The organism is Dictyobacter aurantiacus, assembly GCF_003967515.1.
Taxonomy (GTDB): Bacteria; Chloroflexota; Ktedonobacteria; order Ktedonobacterales; family Ktedonobacteraceae; genus Dictyobacter; species Dictyobacter aurantiacus.
Window position 1 is genome coordinate 5,546,513 of record NZ_BIFQ01000001.1, and the last position, 19,492, is coordinate 5,566,004.

General features: G+C 57.5%; 19 protein-coding genes. 7 read left to right on the forward strand and 12 right to left on the reverse strand.

All coding sequences use genetic code 11. From position 1 onward, the window contains the following. Nucleotides 1–97: 97 nt before the first annotated feature. Nucleotides 98–1,135, forward strand: a complete 1,038-nt coding sequence (locus KTT_RS22375; RefSeq protein WP_160146052.1) for an alpha/beta fold hydrolase — start codon at nt 98–100, stop codon at nt 1,133–1,135. Here KTT_RS22375 and KTT_RS22380 read toward each other — a convergent pair. The 6 genes from KTT_RS22380 to KTT_RS22405 form a co-directional block, all read right to left on the reverse strand. Further along, nucleotides 1,132–1,497 (reverse strand): VOC family protein, encoded by a 366-nt coding sequence (locus KTT_RS22380; protein ID WP_126598400.1) that lies wholly within the window; start codon nt 1,495–1,497, stop codon nt 1,132–1,134. The genes KTT_RS22375 and KTT_RS22380 overlap by 4 nt on opposite strands. Nucleotides 1,498–1,609: 112 nt before the next feature. After that, nucleotides 1,610–2,548, reverse strand: a complete 939-nt coding sequence (locus tag KTT_RS22385) for an AraC family transcriptional regulator (RefSeq protein ID WP_126598402.1) — start codon at nt 2,546–2,548, stop codon at nt 1,610–1,612. Between the two features lie 158 nt (nt 2,549–2,706). Further along, on the reverse strand, nt 2,707–3,375 hold the full coding sequence (locus tag KTT_RS22390; protein WP_126598405.1) for a TetR/AcrR family transcriptional regulator: 669 nt from the start codon (nt 3,373–3,375) through the stop codon (nt 2,707–2,709). A 1,124-nt stretch (nt 3,376–4,499) separates the two neighbouring features. Continuing rightward, entirely contained in the window at nt 4,500–5,360 is an 861-nt protein-coding gene (locus KTT_RS22395) for a carbohydrate ABC transporter permease (RefSeq protein WP_235845800.1), read from the reverse strand. 12 nt (nt 5,361–5,372) lie between these two features. Then, on the reverse strand, nt 5,373–6,335 hold the full coding sequence (locus KTT_RS22400) for a carbohydrate ABC transporter permease (protein ID WP_126598407.1): 963 nt from the start codon (nt 6,333–6,335) through the stop codon (nt 5,373–5,375). Nucleotides 6,336–6,337: 2 nt separating this feature from the next. Further along, the gene (locus KTT_RS22405; RefSeq protein WP_160146053.1) at nt 6,338–7,663 is read right to left on the reverse strand and encodes an ABC transporter substrate-binding protein; all 1,326 of its coding nucleotides are present in this window, start codon (nt 7,661–7,663) and stop codon (nt 6,338–6,340) included. 545 nt (nt 7,664–8,208) lie between these two features. On the opposite strand from KTT_RS22405, the gene KTT_RS22410 reads away from it, so the two are divergent. After that, entirely contained in the window at nt 8,209–8,736 is a 528-nt protein-coding gene (locus KTT_RS22410; protein ID WP_126599819.1) for an NADH-quinone oxidoreductase subunit B, read from the forward strand. Here the strand turns inward: KTT_RS22410 and KTT_RS22415 are convergent. Next, complete coding sequence (locus KTT_RS22415) at nt 8,728–9,633, reverse strand: RNA polymerase sigma-70 factor (protein ID WP_126598411.1); 906 nt, start codon at nt 9,631–9,633, stop codon at nt 8,728–8,730. The two genes, KTT_RS22410 and KTT_RS22415, sit on opposite strands and share 9 nt — an antisense overlap. Before the next feature lie 324 nt (nt 9,634–9,957). Between KTT_RS22415 and KTT_RS22420 the strand changes: the two genes are divergently transcribed. The 3 genes from KTT_RS22420 (at nt 9,958) to KTT_RS22430 (ending at nt 14,234) form a co-directional block, all read left to right on the forward strand. Continuing rightward, entirely contained in the window at nt 9,958–10,899 is a 942-nt protein-coding gene (locus KTT_RS22420; RefSeq protein ID WP_126598413.1) for an NAD-dependent epimerase/dehydratase family protein, read from the forward strand. Between the two features lie 318 nt (nt 10,900–11,217). Then, the gene (locus KTT_RS22425; RefSeq protein ID WP_126598415.1) at nt 11,218–13,620 is read left to right on the forward strand and encodes a glycoside hydrolase 5 family protein; all 2,403 of its coding nucleotides are present in this window, start codon (nt 11,218–11,220) and stop codon (nt 13,618–13,620) included. Nucleotides 13,621–13,862: 242 nt separating this feature from the next. Further along, entirely contained in the window at nt 13,863–14,234 is a 372-nt protein-coding gene (locus KTT_RS22430) for a VOC family protein (protein ID WP_126598417.1), read from the forward strand. A 147-nt stretch (nt 14,235–14,381) separates the two neighbouring features. Here the strand turns inward: KTT_RS22430 and KTT_RS22435 are convergent, their stop codons facing one another. The 4 genes from KTT_RS22435 to KTT_RS22450 all read right to left on the reverse strand — a co-directional run bounded on the left by KTT_RS22435 (nt 14,382) and on the right by KTT_RS22450 (nt 17,653). Beyond that, nucleotides 14,382–15,215, reverse strand: coding sequence for an alpha/beta fold hydrolase (locus tag KTT_RS22435; RefSeq protein WP_126598419.1), 834 nt, complete (start codon nt 15,213–15,215; stop codon nt 14,382–14,384). A gap of 419 nt (nt 15,216–15,634) precedes the next feature. Beyond that, complete coding sequence (locus tag KTT_RS22440; protein ID WP_126598422.1) at nt 15,635–15,892, reverse strand: hypothetical protein; 258 nt, start codon at nt 15,890–15,892, stop codon at nt 15,635–15,637. Between the two features lie 454 nt (nt 15,893–16,346). Further along, nucleotides 16,347–16,583, reverse strand: coding sequence for a hypothetical protein (locus tag KTT_RS22445; protein ID WP_126598424.1), 237 nt, complete (start codon nt 16,581–16,583; stop codon nt 16,347–16,349). Between the two features lie 866 nt (nt 16,584–17,449). Next, on the reverse strand, nt 17,450–17,653 hold the full coding sequence (locus KTT_RS22450) for a hypothetical protein (protein ID WP_126598426.1): 204 nt from the start codon (nt 17,651–17,653) through the stop codon (nt 17,450–17,452). Between the two features lie 173 nt (nt 17,654–17,826). Here KTT_RS22450 and KTT_RS22455 point away from each other — a divergent pair, with 173 nt between their 5' ends. Beyond that, nucleotides 17,827–18,030: a hypothetical protein gene (locus tag KTT_RS22455; protein ID WP_126598428.1), complete on the forward strand. Its 204-nt coding sequence runs from the start codon at nt 17,827–17,829 to the stop codon at nt 18,028–18,030. A gap of 22 nt (nt 18,031–18,052) precedes the next feature. On the opposite strand, the gene KTT_RS22460 is transcribed toward KTT_RS22455, so the two are convergent. Further along, a complete protein-coding gene (locus tag KTT_RS22460) occupies nt 18,053–18,319 on the reverse strand; it encodes a hypothetical protein (protein ID WP_176599823.1) in 267 nt (88 codons plus the stop codon). Between the two features lie 356 nt (nt 18,320–18,675). Between KTT_RS22460 and KTT_RS22465 the strand changes: the two genes are divergently transcribed. Beyond that, nucleotides 18,676–19,491, forward strand: coding sequence for a helix-turn-helix domain-containing protein (locus KTT_RS22465; RefSeq protein ID WP_126598430.1), 816 nt, complete (start codon nt 18,676–18,678; stop codon nt 19,489–19,491). Nucleotide 19,492: the final 1 nt, after the last annotated feature.

Consider the following 19,492-nt stretch of genomic DNA (forward strand, 5'->3'; position numbering starts at 1 on the left):
TATATAGATAGATGCGTATCGTGTATGCGCTATGTCCGCCATAGGTAGCTGATTGTGCTGCAGGTGGGCTGGAAGCTGGATGAAGGAGCCGCTCTCTATGCTTGTGAAGGAAGTTGAAGCCAGGCGTGGGGTCGCGCCATGGATCAGGCCGTTAGTGGGTTCAGCGATCGGGCTGGGCGTGATGGCGGCGGGCGCGGGCGCGCTCTACCAGGTGCTGGCCGAGGCGAAGGATCGGCGACGCTATCCGCCGCCGGGCAGGCTGATCGATGTCGGAGGGCACCGTCTGCACTACCTGGATATGGGCAAGGGAGGACCGACCGTGGTGCTCGACTCGGGTCTGGGCTGTTCGATGCTGGATTGGTGCTATATCCAGCCTGCGGTGGCGCGCTTCACGCGTGTGTGCGCCTATGATCGCGCCGGCTATGGCTGGAGCGAGCCCGGACCAAAGCCGCGCAGCGCCGGGCGCATCGTGGATGAGCTATTGACCCTGCTCAGGCGCGGCGGCATCCCGGGTCCCTACGTGCTGGTGGGCCACTCGCTGGGCGGCCTGCACATGCAGCTCTTCGCGCGCAGGCATCCCGAACTGGTGGCTGGACTCGTCCTGATTGACGCCTCGCCGCTCGACCAGCGCCGGCGCGTGCCCAGGCCGGCGCGTGCCAGGTGGTTGCAGCAGCAGCTACGCTGGCAGCTCTTCTGCTGGAGTAGTCCCCTGCTGGCCCGGATCGGCGTGGTGCGCCTCCAGAAGCGCCTGCAGCGTCCCAAAACGGGTCCCACGCGCTATCCCGCCACCGTCCAGCCGATCGCCGAGGCGCAGCGGCTGCGCTCCCGCGCCTTCGACTGGACGTTTGGTGAGGCCAGGGCTATCGAGCGTAGCGAAGAAGAGGTGCGTACCGCTCCCGCCTTTCCGCCGATTCCCCTGATTGTGCTGGCCGCCGAAAACAGCTCCAGCGGCGCCATTCAGCAGCTCTGGCTGCAGCTGCAGGGCGAGCAGGCGCTGCTCTCACCCGAGAGCAGCCTGCGCATCGTCAAGCAGAGCGGCCACTTCATCCAGATCGACCAACCGGACAGCGTCATCCAGGCCATTCGCGACATCATCGTAGGTGCCGGGTTGGCTCCGGCTTGTCCAGGCGTTTAATCAGCGGTGAGCATGACGATATTGCCATCGGGATCGTTGATCATGGCGAAGTAGGCGTTGATGGTCTCTGAAAAGTTGGGTGCCTGGTAGCTGTGGTAGCCGAGTCCGGTGAGCTCGGCGTATTTCGCTTCCACGATCGCGCGGTCCCGGACATAGAATTCGAGCACCACGCCCTGGGCGTGCTGGCGATCCAGCGGGATCATGCTGTTGAGGAAGAAGGTAATGTCGCCCTTCATCTGCACCTGAACGTGTGGTCTCCCCTCGCTGTCCGCCGGGAGCTCCAGACCGAGCTGGCGATAGAAGGCCAGCGACTTTTCCATATCACGAGGGAGCAGGCCAACCATGTAGAGGTCAAGTGGCATTGTACGGTTCCTTTCCTATCTGGCGATGCGTATCAACATCGCCGTTCGCGTTATCATGTGTCTATGATAGCGCAGAGGAAGGAGAACGATCTTGCACATCCGTGCGCTTCTATCACAAACGTGCGCGAGTAGTGTATTGCTGGCGAAAGGCGCGTGGCGTCAGGCCGAGGTAGCGCTTGAAGACACGTGTCAGGTGGCTCTGATTGGAGAAGCCGCACGCTAGCGCGACCTGGGCCAGCGGCATCTCGCTTTTCTCGCACAGGTGTTGCGCCTGCTCGACCTGTTGCCGCAACACGAACTGGTGCGGACTCTCTCCGGTTGTCTGGCGGAAGAGACGCGCGAAGTGATAGGGACTGAAGCCCACCTGCCGGGCCAGCGCCTCCAGTGAAAGCTCCTGATCGAGGTGTGCCAGAACGTAGTCGCGCACGCGTCCTATCTGCCGCTCCGTCAATCCCTGCGTGGGCTCCTTGATGGTGGGTGGCTTCGCCGTATAGTGGCGCAGCAGGTGAACAGCCAGCAACTGGGAAGCGGTCTGCGCGTAGATGTTTCCGGTCGGCGAGCCCTGTTCCAACTCCTGCCAGAGCGTCAGACAGATCTGCGTCAGCAGTGGATCTTTAAAACCCGAGTGTGCCAGCAGTGATAGTTGAGCGGGATCTCCGGCCGCCACCTCCGCGGCGGTATTGGCGAGCAGCCGGGGGCTCAGCTGTAGATGAAAGGTCCGCGTTGGTGCCCCGACAAGTCCCTGCCAGCGTATCTCATGGGCTATGTCCGTCGCTGGCTGCAGAATAAGTTCCCCCTGATGAATATACTGCGATTTCCAGGGACCGTTGATTGGACGTTGCTCTATGTGCATGGTTCCCCCGGAAAAAAGGACCAGTGAGATATCCGGTATATCCTGTGCCATCCAGCCCTCTAGCTGTGTTGGTTCATGGAAGGCACGCGCCACCAATCCCTGCCAGCCCGCCTCCTCGCTCGAAAGGTAAAGCAGCGGCGCGGTCAGCCGATCGTATATGGTGGTGTATGATCCGATCCGTGAAGGCTGCGTATCCATCTATGCTCCTGCCATCCTTTTCTTTTTTTGGTGTGCTTGATTGTGTACAAATCAATTGTACTCAATTTAATTGCGTCAAAGCAAAGCCGGTTATAAAACAAAAGATACCAGGTGTATGTCCTCTGCGAGAAGCATCGTGGGAGCCACAGGATGTGAGATCACGGGTTTGGCGCCGAGGCGAGCAGGTGGTGGGCGGCGGGCATGAGATAGGGATGGATGAGGGCGCGCACCTGTTCGATGCCGGCCTGGATCTCCTGCTCGGTGATCTGGTGGTGGATGTGGCGGCTCTGGCAATAATCGATCCAGTAGCGATTGATGATCCAGATATTGGTTGCCAGCAGCGGGATCTGCTGTGGCTCGATCTGGAGCAGGCCAGCCTGGCGCATCCGTTCCAGCACACGCTCGATGAAGTTGTGTCCCTCGTTGGTCAGGGTGATCAACTGTGCATAGACCTCGTGCTGGTCGCTGGCCCAGTTGATATGATCGCGGAAGAGGAAGCGGTACTCCCACATCAGTTGAAAGCCGCGCACCAGCAGACCGCGCAGATTGCTGGTGAGGCTCTGCTCGTCCAGGTTGATCTGCTGATTGGCCTGGGCTCTGGCCTGCAGCTCAGCGAAGAGGGCAATGATCAGATCGTGCTTGGTATGGAAATGGTACCAGACGTTGCCCTCGCTGATGCCCACCTGCTCCCCGATATGGGCCAGCGTCACATTGGCCTCCCCCTGCTCATTAAACAGCCTGCGCGCCATCTCAAGGATTAAATCGCGCGTCTTCTTACGCTTTTCGCCGCCCTGGCGCCGGGCCCGCGCACCAGCTGGTGTCTGCATATCTCTATCCACTTTCTAGCCTGCATTGCCAAGTTTAGTAATGAGTCTTATCCTCGTTGCGCTTAGGGAAATGACTGTAAATAGCGTATTCATGGGTAGTATAGCACATGCGACCTGCTGGCGCTGATGATATGGGTAGCTCCGGCCGGAGCGATCATGCAGAGAGCGCCAAACGGTTTTGTGGGCGTGATCGTATGGGGAGGGGGGGCATATGTGATTTTTTCTATAGGTAGAAGGTGTATAATGGATATATACAGGATTTGTTGATTTGAGGTGAAGGCTTCGTTTCAACAGGGGAATGCGGTGCCGCGTTTCCATTCCATCCAGGGCGCAATATGGGGCGGAGCTGGCAACGATCAAATCGCTGATAGGGCCTGTGGTTATGTGGATATGGGTATATCCAGGAGGAGTAATGATGCGTAAAACTTTGTTTCGCATGTTGCTTGGAGCGTTCCTTATTGTAGGAATAATGATGACCGTCCTCGCGGCTCCCCATGCATTTGCCTCGCCGGCTGCCTCATCTTCTATTCCAGGGTGCGCTGACTCGGATTACAGCTGCGGTTATCTGCGTGGTTTCGCTGATGGGAGAACCGCGGCGGTCAATGGTCTCTGTTCTAACTCGCCGTACCTGTATTCGTCTAACATGACGGCTAGCGAACGCGGTTATCGGGACGCTTTCTCTTATTATTGTAAACCGTAGTACCTACCACCTACCATACGAGAATGCCCCGGGGCGTGGAGAGCCTATGCTCCCCACGCCCTTTGATGTGAGCACCCTTTTTAATATGGTACAACAGGCTCTCCACATCCTTTGATGTGCGACCCCTCTTCTCCTCTTTATAATAGGGATGCAACATATGAGTCATCCCGGATTTTTGAAAAATCCGAAAATGGATTTCGCGCTCCCAATGCGGGAGGTGCAGGAGGGCGGCGAGCCCTCCTGCCGGGGGGCGGGGAGGACCCTGCACCCCGGTTTTGGGAACTTTTTCAAAAGTTAGTGATGACTCATATGTTGCATCCCTATTAAAAAAACAGTGCGGCCGCGCACGCGGACGCCCGAGCGGGGGCGCGCACGTCCCCCGACCAGGAGCCGCTTCGCGGCAAAGCCAGGGCGAGTCCGGCCCCTACCCTTTGAGCCCCGTGGTACTGATCCCTTCGGTGAGCAAGCGCTGGAAGAGCAGGAAGAAGACGATGATGGGGACCAGCGCCAGCAGCGACATGGCGAACAGGGACCCATACTGCGAGACGCCCGTACTATCCAGGAAGGCATTGAGGGCGACGGGCAGCGTAAAGCTGCTCTGATTATTCAGGAAGATCAGCTGACTGAAGAAGTCGCCCCAGGTCCAGATGAAGGTGAAGATGGCGGTCGTCGCCAGCGCCGGCCGGGCCAGCGGCAGGATGATGCGCCAGAACATCTGGATAGGCCCGCAGCCATCGATCTGCGCCGATTCATCCAGCTCGCGCGGCAGGGCGCGGATAAACTGGACCATCAGGAAGATAAAGAAGGCGTCGGTCGCCAGGAACTTGGGCACGATCAGCGGCAGGAACGTATTGATCCAGCCGACGCTCTTGAAGAGGATGTACTGTGGCACCACGATGGCGTGGTAGGGCAGCATGATCGTGCTGAGCATGATGGCGAACCAGATCGACTTGAACTTGAAGTTCAGGCGCGCGAAGGCGTAGGCCACCATCGAGCAGGAGATGACGTTGCCGATAACGGCCCCCAGGCAGACCAGCAGCGAGTTCCAGAAGAAGGTGCTGAAGGGAGTTCCCAGCGCCATCCAGCCGCTGGTATAGTTCTTGAACGTCACCTGCTCGGGCAGCAGGTTGGCGTTGCTGAAGATCAGGTTGTTGGGCTTGAACGACGCGCTCAGCATCCACACCAGCGGATAGAGCATCAGGATGGCCCCGACAATGAGCACGATGTGCAGCAGCGGCTTCGACCAGCTGGTCGAGCGGCGCGCGACGGAATAGCTTTTGATCATATCACTCCCTCCCTATTTCTCATCCTGATAGAACACCCACAGCCGGGACGAACGGAACGCGACGGCCGTAAAGATAGCGATGATCAGCAGCAGCACCCAGGCCATCGCCGAGGCATAGCCCATATGGAAGTAGCCAAAGCCCTGCAGATAGATATAGAGCGTATAGAACAGCGTCGAATCGTAGGGTCCGCCGTTGCCGTTACTGACGATAAAGGCCGGCGTAAAGGCCTGGAAGGCGCTGATCATCTGCAGCACCAGGTTGAAGAAGATGATCGGGCTCAGCATGGGCAGCGTGATGCGGAAGAAGCGCTTCCAGACGCCGGCGCCATCGATGTTGGCCGCCTCATACATCTCCTGCGGGATCTGCTTGAGGCCGGCCAGGAAGATCAGCATCGGCGAGCCGAACTGCCAGACGGCCAGCACGATCAGCGTCAGCAGTGACGTATTGGGGTTGGCGACCCAGCTGCCCAGGTTATGGAAGCCGAGCAGGGCCAGGCCAGCGTTGACGATGCCGTCCTTGCCGAAGATCTGCTGCCACAGGATAGCGATCGTCACGCTCCCACCCAGCAGCGACGGCACATAGTAGATAGAGCGATAGATAGCGAGTCCGCGCAGCCCCCGATTGAGAACCATGGCCACCAGCAGGGCGAAAATAAGCTTGAGCGGTACCGAGAGCAGCACATAGATGGCCGTCACTTTAAGCGCGTCAAGGAAGCGGATATCCGCCAGCATGGCGCCATAGTTCTGCAGGCCGATCCAGCGCGGGGCCGACAGCAGATCGTAGCTGGTGAAGGAGAGATAGAGCGAGCCGAGCATCGGGCCCAGCGTCAGGGCGATCAGGCCCACGAACCAGGGCAGCATAAAGAGGTAGCCGACCAGGTTCTCGCGCCGTGCCCGGCTGGAAACGGTCTTTCGGCGCGGCTGCTTCGCCGATCGCGTCTCGGCCACCTGTTGTGGCTGTACAACACTGCTCATCGTTACACACCATCCCTTTCTAACGCTTTATCGGCCTGTGTTACCAGCGTACTGGCGGCCTCATCGATGCTCATCTTGCCGAAGCCCAGTCCCTGGGCGATCAGCACCAGCAGATCGCTCACCTCGCCGGCGCCGGGAGGATCGAGCACCGACTTGGGGCGCGTGATCGCGGCCAGCTGGTTGACCATGGTGAGCTGCTTCAGGTCGGCTGATTTGAGTGACGGCTTGAGCAACGCCTGCGCCCGCGCCGAGCCCGGGATGCCGCGCTCGATCTTGAGAGCCTTCACCAGGGCTGGATCATTGAAGACCGCGTTGATAAACTGCGTCACCGCGTCCGGATTTTTTGTGGATGAGGAGGCGCTGAGCAGCATCGACGCCTTGAGGTAGTTACCATTGTCTTTGACGCCCGCTGAAGACGGCGTCGAATAGAGTCCCAGCTTTGTCGGCGTGGCGGCCTGGAAGGCCTGGATCTGGTTAGAGGTACTGAAATTGATAGCCGCCTTACCCGCCACGATCGTGGTCAGCGCTGGCGTGGCCCCGCTGTACTGCACCGAAAGATCGGGTGGGATGCACAGGCCGGCCTTGCGCAGATCGCTCCAATAGCCAAACCAGTCGAGCGCGTCCTGTTTGTTGAAGGCCCGCTGACCGGCATCGGTATACAGCTCCTTGCCGCGCTGGCGGATAAAGACCTCGAAGGCCGTGATATTGCTGCTGGCGTCGTCCACCCCATAGACGCCGGGTCCCGCCGCCTTCACGATCTCCTGCGCCACCTGCTTCATCGCGTCCCAGGTCCAATCGCTGAAGTTGCCCGGCATCTGATAGCCAACCTTCTGGAACAGAGACGTATTGTAGAAGACGCTGGTAAAGTTACCGCCGAACGGAATGCCGTAGATTTTGCCACGTGCCTCGCTGCCCTTGAGCAGCGGCTGATTGAAGTCGTGCAGGTCGATCGGCTGAGGGATATATCTGGTAAGGTCGAGTAGCAGGCCCTTGCGCACATACTGATCGATGTAGCGCATATCCATTTGAATCAGATCGGGGGCGCTGCCTCCGGAGATCTGGGTGGCTAGCTTTGGCCAGTAGGAGCCGAAGCCGGTAAACCAGGTCGAGATCTTCACCTGAGGATGGCTCTGCTCATATGCGTGAATGGCTTTGGTGGTCAGACCGGCGCGCACCGACGAGCCCCAGAACGAAAACTGGAGCGACGACGCCCCGGCCTGTGCCTCTGAAGCGTCTCCGCAACCTGCCAGACCCAGGGCCGCCGCACCGGTGAGCGCGCCAGCCCCGATCCTCAAGAAGTCACGTCGGCCTAAACGTGTAGCTACCATAACTGTAACCCCTTCGTTACGCATGCATTCTTATAGTCTGGAAGCGCCTGTCTCGGCAGATATCTTGTGTCGCAGACCTTGCGTGCTTCCCTTCCACATGAATGTACGCGGATATAGAGATATATGTCTGCAAACATACATCAATACACGGCATAATAATTGACCGTAATTTCAGCAGCGATGGTATTTGGATATATAGTAGAAAATGTAACTACTATAGCGAAAGTGTAGTGTCTCATCCTTTGCTTTGTCAAGCGTGATGCTCATAATCGAAACAATCCGAAAGGGACGCGCGCTTTTGAATCGCAGGTGTAAAGCAGGTGCATAAGGATTATGATGCCTGTCTTTATAGCGCAGGAATATGTCACAATTTCGCACCCTGTCCTGTCTACTGTTTGGTGAGCATGTGTCTGACTCTCGTCACATGGAGGGTTCGTGCGCACCCCACGCACCACTATATAACTGAATAATGAATAAGAAGTACGATGAAAGGACAGTGACATATGTTGGAGAAACAAGCGACGCGCAGGCCGGTACCTTTGACCATGGCGAGCGGCCCAGACGGGTACCTGCCGGGCCAGCAGGAGGCGCCGGTCGTTTTGACGACGATGAAGGACATGTTGCAGTGGGCGCAGAACTGGACCCGTTCAAGGTCCGTCTGGCCCTTTATGTATGCTCTGGCCTGTTGTGGTATCGAGATGATGGCCGCCGCCTCGGCGCCGCAGCACGACCTGGCGCGCTTCGGGTCCGAGGTCTTCCGCGCCAGTCCCCGGCAGGCGGACCTGATGATCGTGGCCGGAACCCTCTCAGTCAAGATGGGTCCCCGGCTCAGACTGCTGTGGGAGCAGATGCCTGATCCCAAATGGGTGCTCAGCATGGGGCAGTGCGCCAACTCCGGCGGCGAGTTCTACGACAGCTACTACACGGTGCAGGGCGTGGATAGTATCGTACCCGTCGATGTCTATGTGCCTGGCTGTCCGCCCCGCCCCGAGGCGCTCATCGAGGGCATCCTCAAGTTGCGCGAGAAGATCGAGAAGCAGGGATTGAATATCCAGGCTCCATCCTCACGATGATGAGGATGGAGGTTGCTGGTTCCATTGACGCTGCATGAAAGCGAGCTTGTCGGGATTGAGGACGCTGCGCAGGCCGACGATGCGGTCGCCGGACAGCTCGAGCGAGAGGATCGAGTGGAGCTGTCCGGCGCTGCGCGTGATGATGGCCGGAGCGCCATTGACCTCCTCGATGGAGAGCTGGTGGTCCGTCGGCAGCTTGCGCATGAGCGTGATGAACAGCTTCGCTATGGTCTCGCGACCGGTGACGGGCAGCAGACTGGCGTGGACCTTGCCGCCGCCATCGGCCCAGGCGGTAACGTCGTCGGCCAGCAGTTCTTTGAGCGCGGCCATGTCACCGGACTGGCAGGCGGCGATAAAGGAATTCAGCAGCTGACGATGGGACTCCGGTGTGGCGCTGACGCGGTGGCGCTTCTCGCCGACGTGCTTTTTGGCCCGATGGAAGAGCTGGCGGCAGTTCTCCGGGCTCTTCTCGATGATCTCGGCGATCTCATGGAAGGAGTAGTCGAATACCTCGTGGAGCAGGAAGACGGCGCGCTCAGGCGGCGTCAGGGACTCCAGCAGGACCAGAAAGGCCAGCGAGATCGATTCTTGCCGCTCGACCTTCGTCTCCGGGGCCTCCTCAAGCAGAGCTGAAGTCAGCACCGGTTCGGGCAGCCAGATCCCGACGTACTCCTCACGCTGCACGCGCGCGGACTTTAAATAGTTGAGGCAGAGGTTGACGACGATAGTGGTAAGAAACGACTTCGTGGAATGGATGGCCGTCCTATCGGTCTGCTGGTAGCGCAGATAGGCATCCTGCACAATATCTTCGGCCTGGCTCGCACTTCCCGTCATGCGATAGGCGATCGAGAACAGGAGCGGGCGGTACTCCTGAAAAGCATCGACGAGGATATTCACAAAGCTCCTCCTTGCTAATGTATAGACCTATCATAGTCGAGCAACGGCAAATCTACAAGTTTTCCGCAGTTTTTGAAGAAAGCTGTCACGTTCCTATCGACTCAGTTGTCCCCTATATAGAAGCGCCCGGAAAGTGTGCCGGGGGCAATGTATATCTGGTGCTTACAAGTTTATTGTGTTGGTGCAACAGGGGCGCATCCGCGCCCCTGTTGCACCAACACAAAACCAGTGCGGCCGCGTAGCGGACGCCCGTGCGGGGGCGTTCACTTGCCCCCAGGGTGACGAGAGTCAGACTCATTCTGAGTACAAGGGAGAAAGATAGAGATGAACATTTTTGTGACTGGCGCGACAAAGGTTTTAGGTCAACCGGTAGTACGGATGTTAGTCGAGAACGGTCATAACGTGTATGCTTTGAGCCGTTCGCCGGAGAATGACGCCATCATACGGGGGCTGGGGGCTGAGCCGGTAGTAGTGGATCTGTTTGACGCGGCCGCGCTGACGAAGGTGTTGCGCCAGATCAGGGCCGAGGCCGTGGTGCACCTGGCGACGAAGATCCCGCCGACGGCGCGCATGGGGAAGGCGGCCTCGTGGCGCGAGAACGACCATATCCGCCGCGACGGCATGCGTGCCCTGGTCGATGCCGCCCTGGCATCAGACGTGCGCACCGTGGTCTATCCCAGCTTCTATTATGTCTACCCCGATAGCGGTGAGCGCTGGATCGATGCCGCCTCGACGCCGGCGCAGTCTCATGTGACGCAGCAGGCGACCATCGATGCCGAGGCCGAGGTGGCCCGCTTCGCGCGGGATGGTGGAGGGCGGCGCGGCATCTCGCTGCGCATGGGTAATCTCTACGGACCCGGCGTGCCATCGGCGCTGGAGCAGCTGCAGATGGCGCGCAAGGGGATGGCCATGCTGCCGGGTCCTGGAGGCGCGTATCTCTCCTATGTCTGGCTGGAGGATGCCGCCCACGCCATTGTGACCGCGCTGAGCGAGGCTCCATCTGGTGTGTATGATGTCGTCGATGACGAGCCCGTCACGCGCGACGAGTTCGCGGCCGCCCTGGCGCGTAGCGTCGGCAAGAAGCGCCTGTTCCGCGTCCCCAACGGCCTGATCAAGATGCTCTCTGGGGTGTCGGCCGACCTGATCACGCGCAGCCAGCGCGTCTCTAACCGCCGCTTCCGGCAGGCGACCAGCTGGCGGCCTACCGTGTCGACGGTCAAGCAAGGATGGTCTTTGATCGCCGATCCTTCGGTGGTGGCGGCGTAATTCCTTTAATGCCTCTCCATATCCCGAATGGTATCGGGCTTATGGGGAGGTTGTCATATGGGGGGTAATCGGACGCGAGGTCCGAAGCTATGTAGGGGGGATTTGGGGAAAGGGGGTATTTTTGGGTACTTGACTTTATGGGGGGCTTTGGATTACTATTGTGTTCACAATGAAATATTTGACGTTTCACCGTGTTTTTATTGGTGAATAATGCGGTTTTGTTCATTGAACGTGGTGAACGGCAGGTGTGGTGCATGATCCTGTGGAGCCTGACTCGATGGATGTGAGGCATGGCTCGGCGAAAAAGGAGTTTTGAGCATGAAGCAACGGCGCCATATTGGGAGCATGTTCTGTGTGCTTGTCTGTGGATTAGCTTTGCTGGGGGCGAGCCTGTTCACGCAGACAGCATCGGTACATGCCGATCCAGCTCTCTTTTATGGGTTTGAGGATGGTACGGATGGCTTTACGGCGCCCGGCTGGCTGGGCGCTAACGCGGGTCAGCCGACGCAGAGTTCCGCCCAGCATTCTGAGGGGGCTAATAGCCTGGCCTTGCCGGTGAACTTTAGCGGCGGCAGCTGGGACCAGGCGGGGGTGGACAAGGTATTTGACAATTATAATCCGGTCGATCTTACCCCCTACTCGGCGATCACGTATGATGTCTACGCGCCGGTCGCCAATATCTCGACCGACCTGGTCTTTAATGATCCCTGGCTGCAGCCGGCCAATCCGAAGCCGCTGAACGTCGGCTGGAATACAGTCACCTTCGATATCAGTCCGACCAGCCAGGATTTCGTGAACGCGGGCAGCTATTTTTCGACCGCCAAAGAGTTTCTGCTGCGCGCCATCGGGCGCGGCGCTACCTATAGTGGTCCCGTCTACTTTGATAACGTGCGTTTCGTTCCGACCACGCACCCCGTGATTCGCACGCTGGCGCCGCAGGCCGACGATGTGCTCTCGACGGCGCAGGGGCAGAGCTATACCATTCAGGCCAGAGTCACACCGTCGCCGGGACGCCAGATCAGCAGCGTCACGTTTAAGACGGCCACACAGTCGGGGGCGCTGACCTTCGATAGCGCCAACGATGTCTACACCGGCGCCTGGGATCTGTGGAAGGAGGGCGATGGCCTCAAGACGCTGACGATCAGCGCCACCGACTCGACGGGGGCCTCCTCAACCAGCCAGACGAGTGTGCTGGTGCAGAATAGCCAGCTGCAGGTACACATCACGACCCCCACCTTTGATCAGCAGTTGAAGGGAACGGTCACCGTCAGCGCCCAGATCAAGGCGGATCCTCGCTTCGCCCTGGGATCTGTGATCCTGCAGGCAGGGGAGCATGAGACACGCATGATGGCTGGCGTCTCGGGTGTCTATAGCGCCCGGCTTAACACGCGCGAGCTGCAGGACGGCGTGCAGACCCTCAAGGTGGTGGCCCGCGACGCCCATTTCACGGTCAGCGACCTGGTAGATGTGCTGGTCGAGAACCACGCCCGTCCGGCCACGATCGTACACGCCAGCAAGACGCAGTTCGTTGACGGCCACACGCAGTTCCGCTACGTTGGCTGGAACGAATATGATCTCTTCACGCGCAACGACCAGACCGTCGCCCACAACGAGCAGACCAGCGAAGGCAACATCGTGCTCAAGGGAACGGTCATCCCCTGGCAGCAGCAGATCGACCGCCAGATGATGGAGGCCGAGCGCAACGGCCTGACCGTGCTGCGCACCTGGGCCTTTGACAGCAGCGCCGACTCCAGCGCCTTCGAGACGGGTCCCAACCAGTTCAACGAGGCCACCTTCCAGAAGCTGGACTATATTCTGGACAGTGCCCAGCGCCACCACATGCGCGTCATCCTGGCCATGGACAACTACTGGGGTGACTACGGCGGCATCGCGCAGGAGAGCAAGTGGCTGGGCCTGACCAACAAGCTGCAGTTCTTCACCAACCCCCAGGCTAAGACGCTCTACCAGCAGTACGTGTCGCACCTGGTCAACCGCGTCAACACCGTCAACGGGACCGCTTATAAGAATGATCCCACTCTCTTTGCCTGGGAGCTGATGAACGAGCCGCGCATGGATTGTAACGACGATCCCACGCCGACGCATCAATACTGTGATCCCAGCGGCAACACCCTGCGCGGCTGGGTGGACACCATGAGCAAGTACGTCAAGAGCCTTGATCCCAGGCACATGGTGGCCGGTGGTTTCGAGGGGCACAGCTTCGTGTCGACCGGTCCCAACGGCCAGGGCATCCAGTGGGGTGGAACGCAGGAGGGGAATGGCAACTCCCCGATCATGGCGCAGAACGTACCCGGCATCGACTTCTTCACCTTCCATCCCTATCCCAATGCCTCCTGGGCCAATCTGACGCTTGATCAGACGAAGCAGCTCATCACCGGCATCACCCGCGCGGGCCTGCAGGCTGGTAAGCCTGTCGTGATGGAAGAGTACGGCATCGACCGCGCCCAGCCCGTCTACGACCAGTCTGGCAAGCAGATCCAGCCGACCGATCCCGCCTATGCCGCCGCCCGCGTCATGTGGTACAAAGTGATGCTGGATACCTTCTACGGGGCCGGAGGAGCAGGCAGCAACATCTGGCAGCTCGCCGACTGGTCCGACAACAACTATAACGTCAACCCCTATCTGCCGCAGGCCGACGCCCAGCGCGACGCGCCCCTGATGGCTGTTCTGGCCTACGAAGCCCGGCAGCTGGCAGACGACTAGCGATCGATCAAGGAAAAAGGAGACCCCGGCAGTGTCTGACGCTGCCGGGGTCTCCTTTTTCGTGCGAAATGAGCAAGATTCGAGAAGTTTTGTTGAGCTATACGGGGTATCATGGGAAGCATTGGAGGATGGTAAAGTCGGGGCAAGCCCGACACCTACGGCGGGGTTATCGGAGAGGATAATGGTAAAGTCGGGGCGAGCCCGACACCTACGGCGGGGTTATCGGAAAGGATAAGGGAAAGATGTTTACGAAGATTGGTACTATTACCGTGGGCGTGAGCAATCAGGATAAGGCGCGTGATTTTTATGTTAATAAGCTTGGTTTTGAGGTGGTAAATGATCAGCCGATGAGCGAGAATGAGCGCTGGCTTGAGATCGGGCTGCCTGGCTCGCAGACGCATCTGATGCTGGGGTTGCGTGGTCAGAGTGCGGGCAACAGCACGGGGATGACCGGCTTTGTGCTGCATACCGACAACATGGAAGAGACGTGCGCAACCCTTAAGGAACGTGGGGTCAAGCTGACGGTGGAGCCCGGCGCGGAACCCTGGGGCAAGTGGGCGCAGTTCGCCGATCCTGACAACAATGAATTTGGGATCTGGGCGCCACCCGCATAGACGGGGGCCGCAAAGCCGGAGCAAGCCCGGAAGCCGGGGCAAGCCCGGAAAGCCGGGGCAAGCCCGGAAAGCCGGGGCAAGCCCGGAAAGCCGGGGCAAGCCCGGCACCTACGGGAACGTTCCGTTATATGTTGGGTTTTTTCGGGTTCAGGCGATTCCTCTCTTAAGGCAGGAGAGCCAGGGCCGCAGGATGGGGATGACGTGGGTGGGCTGCATGGCCTGGATGTGATCGAGGCCGTCCAGGATGCGTACGTCCCAGCCGAGGTTTTCCAGGTAGGGTTGTTCGTGGATGATGGGGCTTGCTATGTCCACCAGCGTGTTGTCCCAGCGCTGGTCGTACTGGATCTTGTCCGCTGAGCCCGCGAAGCAGAGGCGGGGGCAGCGAAGGTGCTCCTGGGCGGCCCGGTCGTCGAAGTGCTGGAGCGCCTGGTAGAGGGTGAGGAACTGCCGCGCCTGATCCAGCGAGAGTCCCACCTCGGACCATTCCGATTCTTCGGGTGCCTGCGAACTGCGGGAGCCGCTGGTCATCTCGTAGGTCGCGTTGGTGACGGTGAGCATCTCTTTGTAGGGACCGGCCAGAGGCGGGAATCCGCCCATAACCAGCGCCGACAGGCGGTCGGTGCGCATGGCGAGCTGGAGTCCCAGCATCGCCAGCCAGGAGTAGCCATAGTAGGCGAAGTGCTGGGCGCCCGCCGCGTCGGCTATGGCGAGGAGATCGTGGGCCGCGTTGTCTGGCGTCAGGGTGGTCGGCTGCGGTGTACGCATGACGTGTCCCTCGAAGTCAAAGGCCACCACGCGAACGAGATCGCTCAATCCATTGATCAGAGATTGGCCCAGGGCCGGGTCGGTGCCATACTGGCGCATCTGCTCGGCCAGGGGTCCCTCAACCGGTTGTGGATTGACCGGCAGCAGCAGGGCGGGTCCCTGTCCATAAACTTCGATAATGATTGTGCTTCCATCGTGCAATCTTGCCTGGGGCATGTGAATTTCCTCCATCAAATGCTCTCAAACTCATTTCAGCGAGATGCATGCATGCATAGGGGATGATTCACGCTGGCCAGGCGATGCAGAATCATCCATATCCCTACTCTACAACACTCATGCCCAACTGGAGGGTTGGGCGGTGTGGAAGCAATGCAGACAAAAAAGGAGCATCGCCCTTTTCTGATCCTGGCCGAAACCAGGGGAAACGGACGATGCTCCCGGAGGAAGCGAAAATAGACGCTTCTCTGCTGAGAAGGAAATCAGTACCTGCAAGAAAAAATACGCGTGTTGTATGTTCGGAACCTATGACCGGGCCTGTGGCGTTCTTAAGGGGTCATACACAACCCCTTAAGAACGTTTTTCTGGTTGATTACCGTGAAAGGGCCACTGTTGTGACGTATGCTAGCCAGATGTGGTTAGTCGCGGTCACCGCCGCCATGGCCGTAGCCATAGCCATAGCCATTACCGCCGTGCCACCAGTTGCCGCCGCCGTAGCCCCAGCCACCCGGGTGCCACCAGTTGCCGCCGCCGTAGCCGTAGCCGTAACCGTAGCCGTAGCCCCAGCCACCTGGGAAGTCGCCGTGTCTCGTGTTTCTTGTGCTTCTCGCGCCGGAGACCTGCTCCAGGTCGCTATCGGTCAGTTCAATCGCGTCGAGGTTCATCTTATCTTGCATGTAACTGTCCTTTCGCTTTGCCTGCGCAAAGCCTATAAACTTACTGGTGCCAGGCGCGTTATGGAGAGTTTCTGTCGATGGACGCCAGCGCCTGTTATTCTCACCAGGGTTTTCATAGCATTTATTCTGTTTTTTGTGATTTAAGCATGCTTAAATTGTTTTATTATCTGGTACCTATCTATATTATAAAAAGCCATCCAAATTTCCTGCGGAACTCAACAGCCCATAGTATGGTGGTGCTCCAGGGGCGCATCGCACCCCTGGAGCACCACCATACAAAATTAGCGCGCCGCGTAGCAGACGCGCGCACGGGAGCCCCCACATACCCTCTGGGTGACGAGAGACAGATCCATTCTTAAGGGGTTTGCGCGGGACCCCTTAAGAACGGTTTGCGGTATTAAATCACCGTGAAAGGATCAATGTTTCGAGCGATAGTTGTCGCGCGCAATTAATCTTAACGGAACAAACCGTAGCGATAACCCCAGAAACCGGGGTAATAGAAACCGGGGTAATAGAAACCGGGGTAATAGCCATAACTATAGCCGTAGTAGAATGGTGGGTAATAAAAATCATGCTGCATACCAGTTGCGCCGGAGATCTGCTCCAGGTCGCTATCGGTCAGTTCAAGCGCGTCGAAGGTCTGAGCTGAACTGTTGCTGGTAAGAATGTTGAGGTTTACCTTATCTTGCATGTAACTGTCCTTTCGCTTTGCATCGGGCAAAGCTCACAAACCTGCTGATGCCAGGCGCTTCCTGTTGAGTGGCTACCAACAAACGATGACGCCTGCTGTTTCACATCAGTAGTTTTCGCTTGGTAACACAGTTGGCTTTGTTTAGCTTGCTAAACTTTTTTCTAAGGTACCTATATATATTATAAAGGCTCTTCAAAATAACTTTTACGTTTTTTGACTCGTTATGCATGGTATTTTAGATGTTATGCAAGCAATTGATGTATTATTTGATAGATCCTGTTGGCGCATCAGAGTGCTGTAAACTGTTCCTCTTGCGCTACGATATAAACGATTCATAGAACGTGTCAGACTTCCGTCATGTTGGGGGCGCGTGAGCGCCCCCGCACGCGCGTCCGCTATGCGGCCGCACTGTTTTTTTGTGTTCGTGCATGGGACGCGCATCAGCGCGTCCCATGCACGAACACAAAACGGAATTCTGAGCACCGGAGGTGCGAAAACCCATGCAGGCCGCAGGCCATCATCATGAGAGTCAGACACTCTCATAGAGATCGTGTGATTGTCGATGGGGGCGTTGAACCGGGAAAGAAGATAGAATTTGTGGAGAAGAAAGAGGGAGCATCGCCCTGGCTCACTGGTTGTGGCCAGTAGCCAGGGCGATGCTCCCGGAGGAAGCGAAAATAGACGCTTCTCTGCTGAGAAGGAAATCAGTACCTGCAAGAAAAAATAAGATTGGCGTATGCATTAAGGGCGTGAAGCGGTGTCTGACCCTGTAGCGTTCTTAAAGGGCTTGCGCAGGCCCCTTAAGAACATTTTCGAGCTCTATCACAGCGAACGGTCAACGTTGCTAGCTGTGTAGAACCAGGTGATTAGCAGCCGTGACCGTAACCGTAGCCGTAGCCATAGCCATAACCGTAGCCATAGCCCCAGCCCCGGAATTGATCATGCTCCCAACCTGACGCGCCATTGACCTGCTGCAGGTCGTTGTCGGTCAGTTCAAGCATATTGGTGGTCTCTTCCATCTGAGAAAGTTCGTCGCTGATGAGAGCATCGAGGTTCATCTTATCTTGCATGTAACAGTCCTTTCACTTTGCCGGGAGGCAAAGGCTACAAACTAGCTGGTGTCAGACGTTTCCAGTTGAGGTCCTATCAGCTTGAGATCCTGGTAACAGGTGAGCGCCTGTCGTCCGCACCAGGAGTTGCTGTTTGATTTCCCTGTTTTTTGAATTGACGTTGGATTGGTTGCATGTTTAAACATGTTTTATTGCGTGGTACCTATTTATATTATAAAAAAGCAGCCAAATCACTGCAATATAAAATATATGTTTTTATGGTTTATATGGTTTTATATATAAATATATCTGAAGCCAATCGTGACATGGCATTACCTACAAAAAAACATGCACCCTCTGAATGCAGAACAGAGGATGCATGGCCCCTAAATGGATAATTAGTCTGCTAAAAGTATGTAATTACTCACCATCATCAAAGCCCCAGCCACCGCCGTAGCCCCAGCCCCAGCCATTGCCATAGCCCCAGCCATTGCCGTAGCCGTAGCCCCAGCCCCAGCCATTGCCATAGCCCCAGCCATTGCCGCATTTGCCATGACCGTAGCCGTAGCCCCAGCCGTTACCACCACCCCATTTGAAGAAGCCGCCGGTAACATATTGCAGCTCGGTGTCAGCCAGTTCACGCGCCCTGGTGATTTCTTCTGTTACAGTTTTAGTTGTTTCTTGCATATTGCTATCCTTTCGCTTTGCCTGATAGAGAGGCTACACATTACCAGTATCAGGATTTTCTTTTTCGAGCCCCTGTTGACGATTGCCGTAGTGATTAAAAACGCCATTGTTCTTAATATGCCAGCAGCCGTTTTTCGAATACTTCGTATGTTAAGGCATGTTTTGTCACTGATACCTACATTCATTATAAAAATACATCAAACAAGCGAACTGTAAAATATGAAATGAAAATGCAATATATATACATAGTTAAAAAAACAGTAAACAGCGTGAAGGAAAAGGGATTTTGCCGTTTCAGGGTGGTGAGAAAAGAATAGTCGAGATATGAATGTTCAGTTGTAGAAGGAAGGCATACAATGCGAACAATGACCCTTGATATCAAGGAAGATGAGAGGTATCAGCTCACTCAGGACACCCATCTGCAGGCTGTTGAGAGCGCTGTGCGGGTTATGCGCGCCCACCTCCACGAACTTCTGACCCTATCGGATCTTGCCGACGCTGCCTGTCTCAGTCCCTTTCACTTTAACCGCGTTTTTCGCCGCCTGGTCGGTATCCCTCCTGGTGAATATCTAGGAGCGCTGCGGTTGCAGGAGGCCCGGCACCTCCTTTTATCCACCCCGCTCAGCGTCACCGATATTTGTTTTGAGGTAGGCTATAACAGTCCTGGCTCTTTCACGACCCGCTTCACGCAGCTGGTTGGTTTCTCACCGCGTCTCTTACGTCGCCGGGCGCAGGAGTTCATTCCGCCCGGGCTGGAGGACAACGCGCGCCAGCGCGCCCGGCACGAGCCGTTGCCGCTCAGAAATACGTTCAGCGGCCTGGTGAGCGTTCCCCCGACTTTTCAGGGTATCATCAACATCGGACTGTTTAGCCGGCCGATTCCCCAGGGGGCGCCCATCTGCTGTACGCGCCTGACGGGTCCTGGCAGTTATCGCCTGAACGGATTTCCCGATGGCGTTTATTATCTGTTGGCCGCCGCCTTCCCGCTGAACACAGATCCCCAGGCGTACCTGCTTCCTGGTGAGCGCATGCTGGTGCACAAGCCCGAAGGCCCGCTCGTCATCATCAATGGACATATTTCTGGTGAGCGTAACGTCACGCTGCGTCCACAGCGCCTGACCGATCCGCCGCTGGTGATGGAGCTTCCCCTGCGTCAGCGCGCGGCTCTGTAGC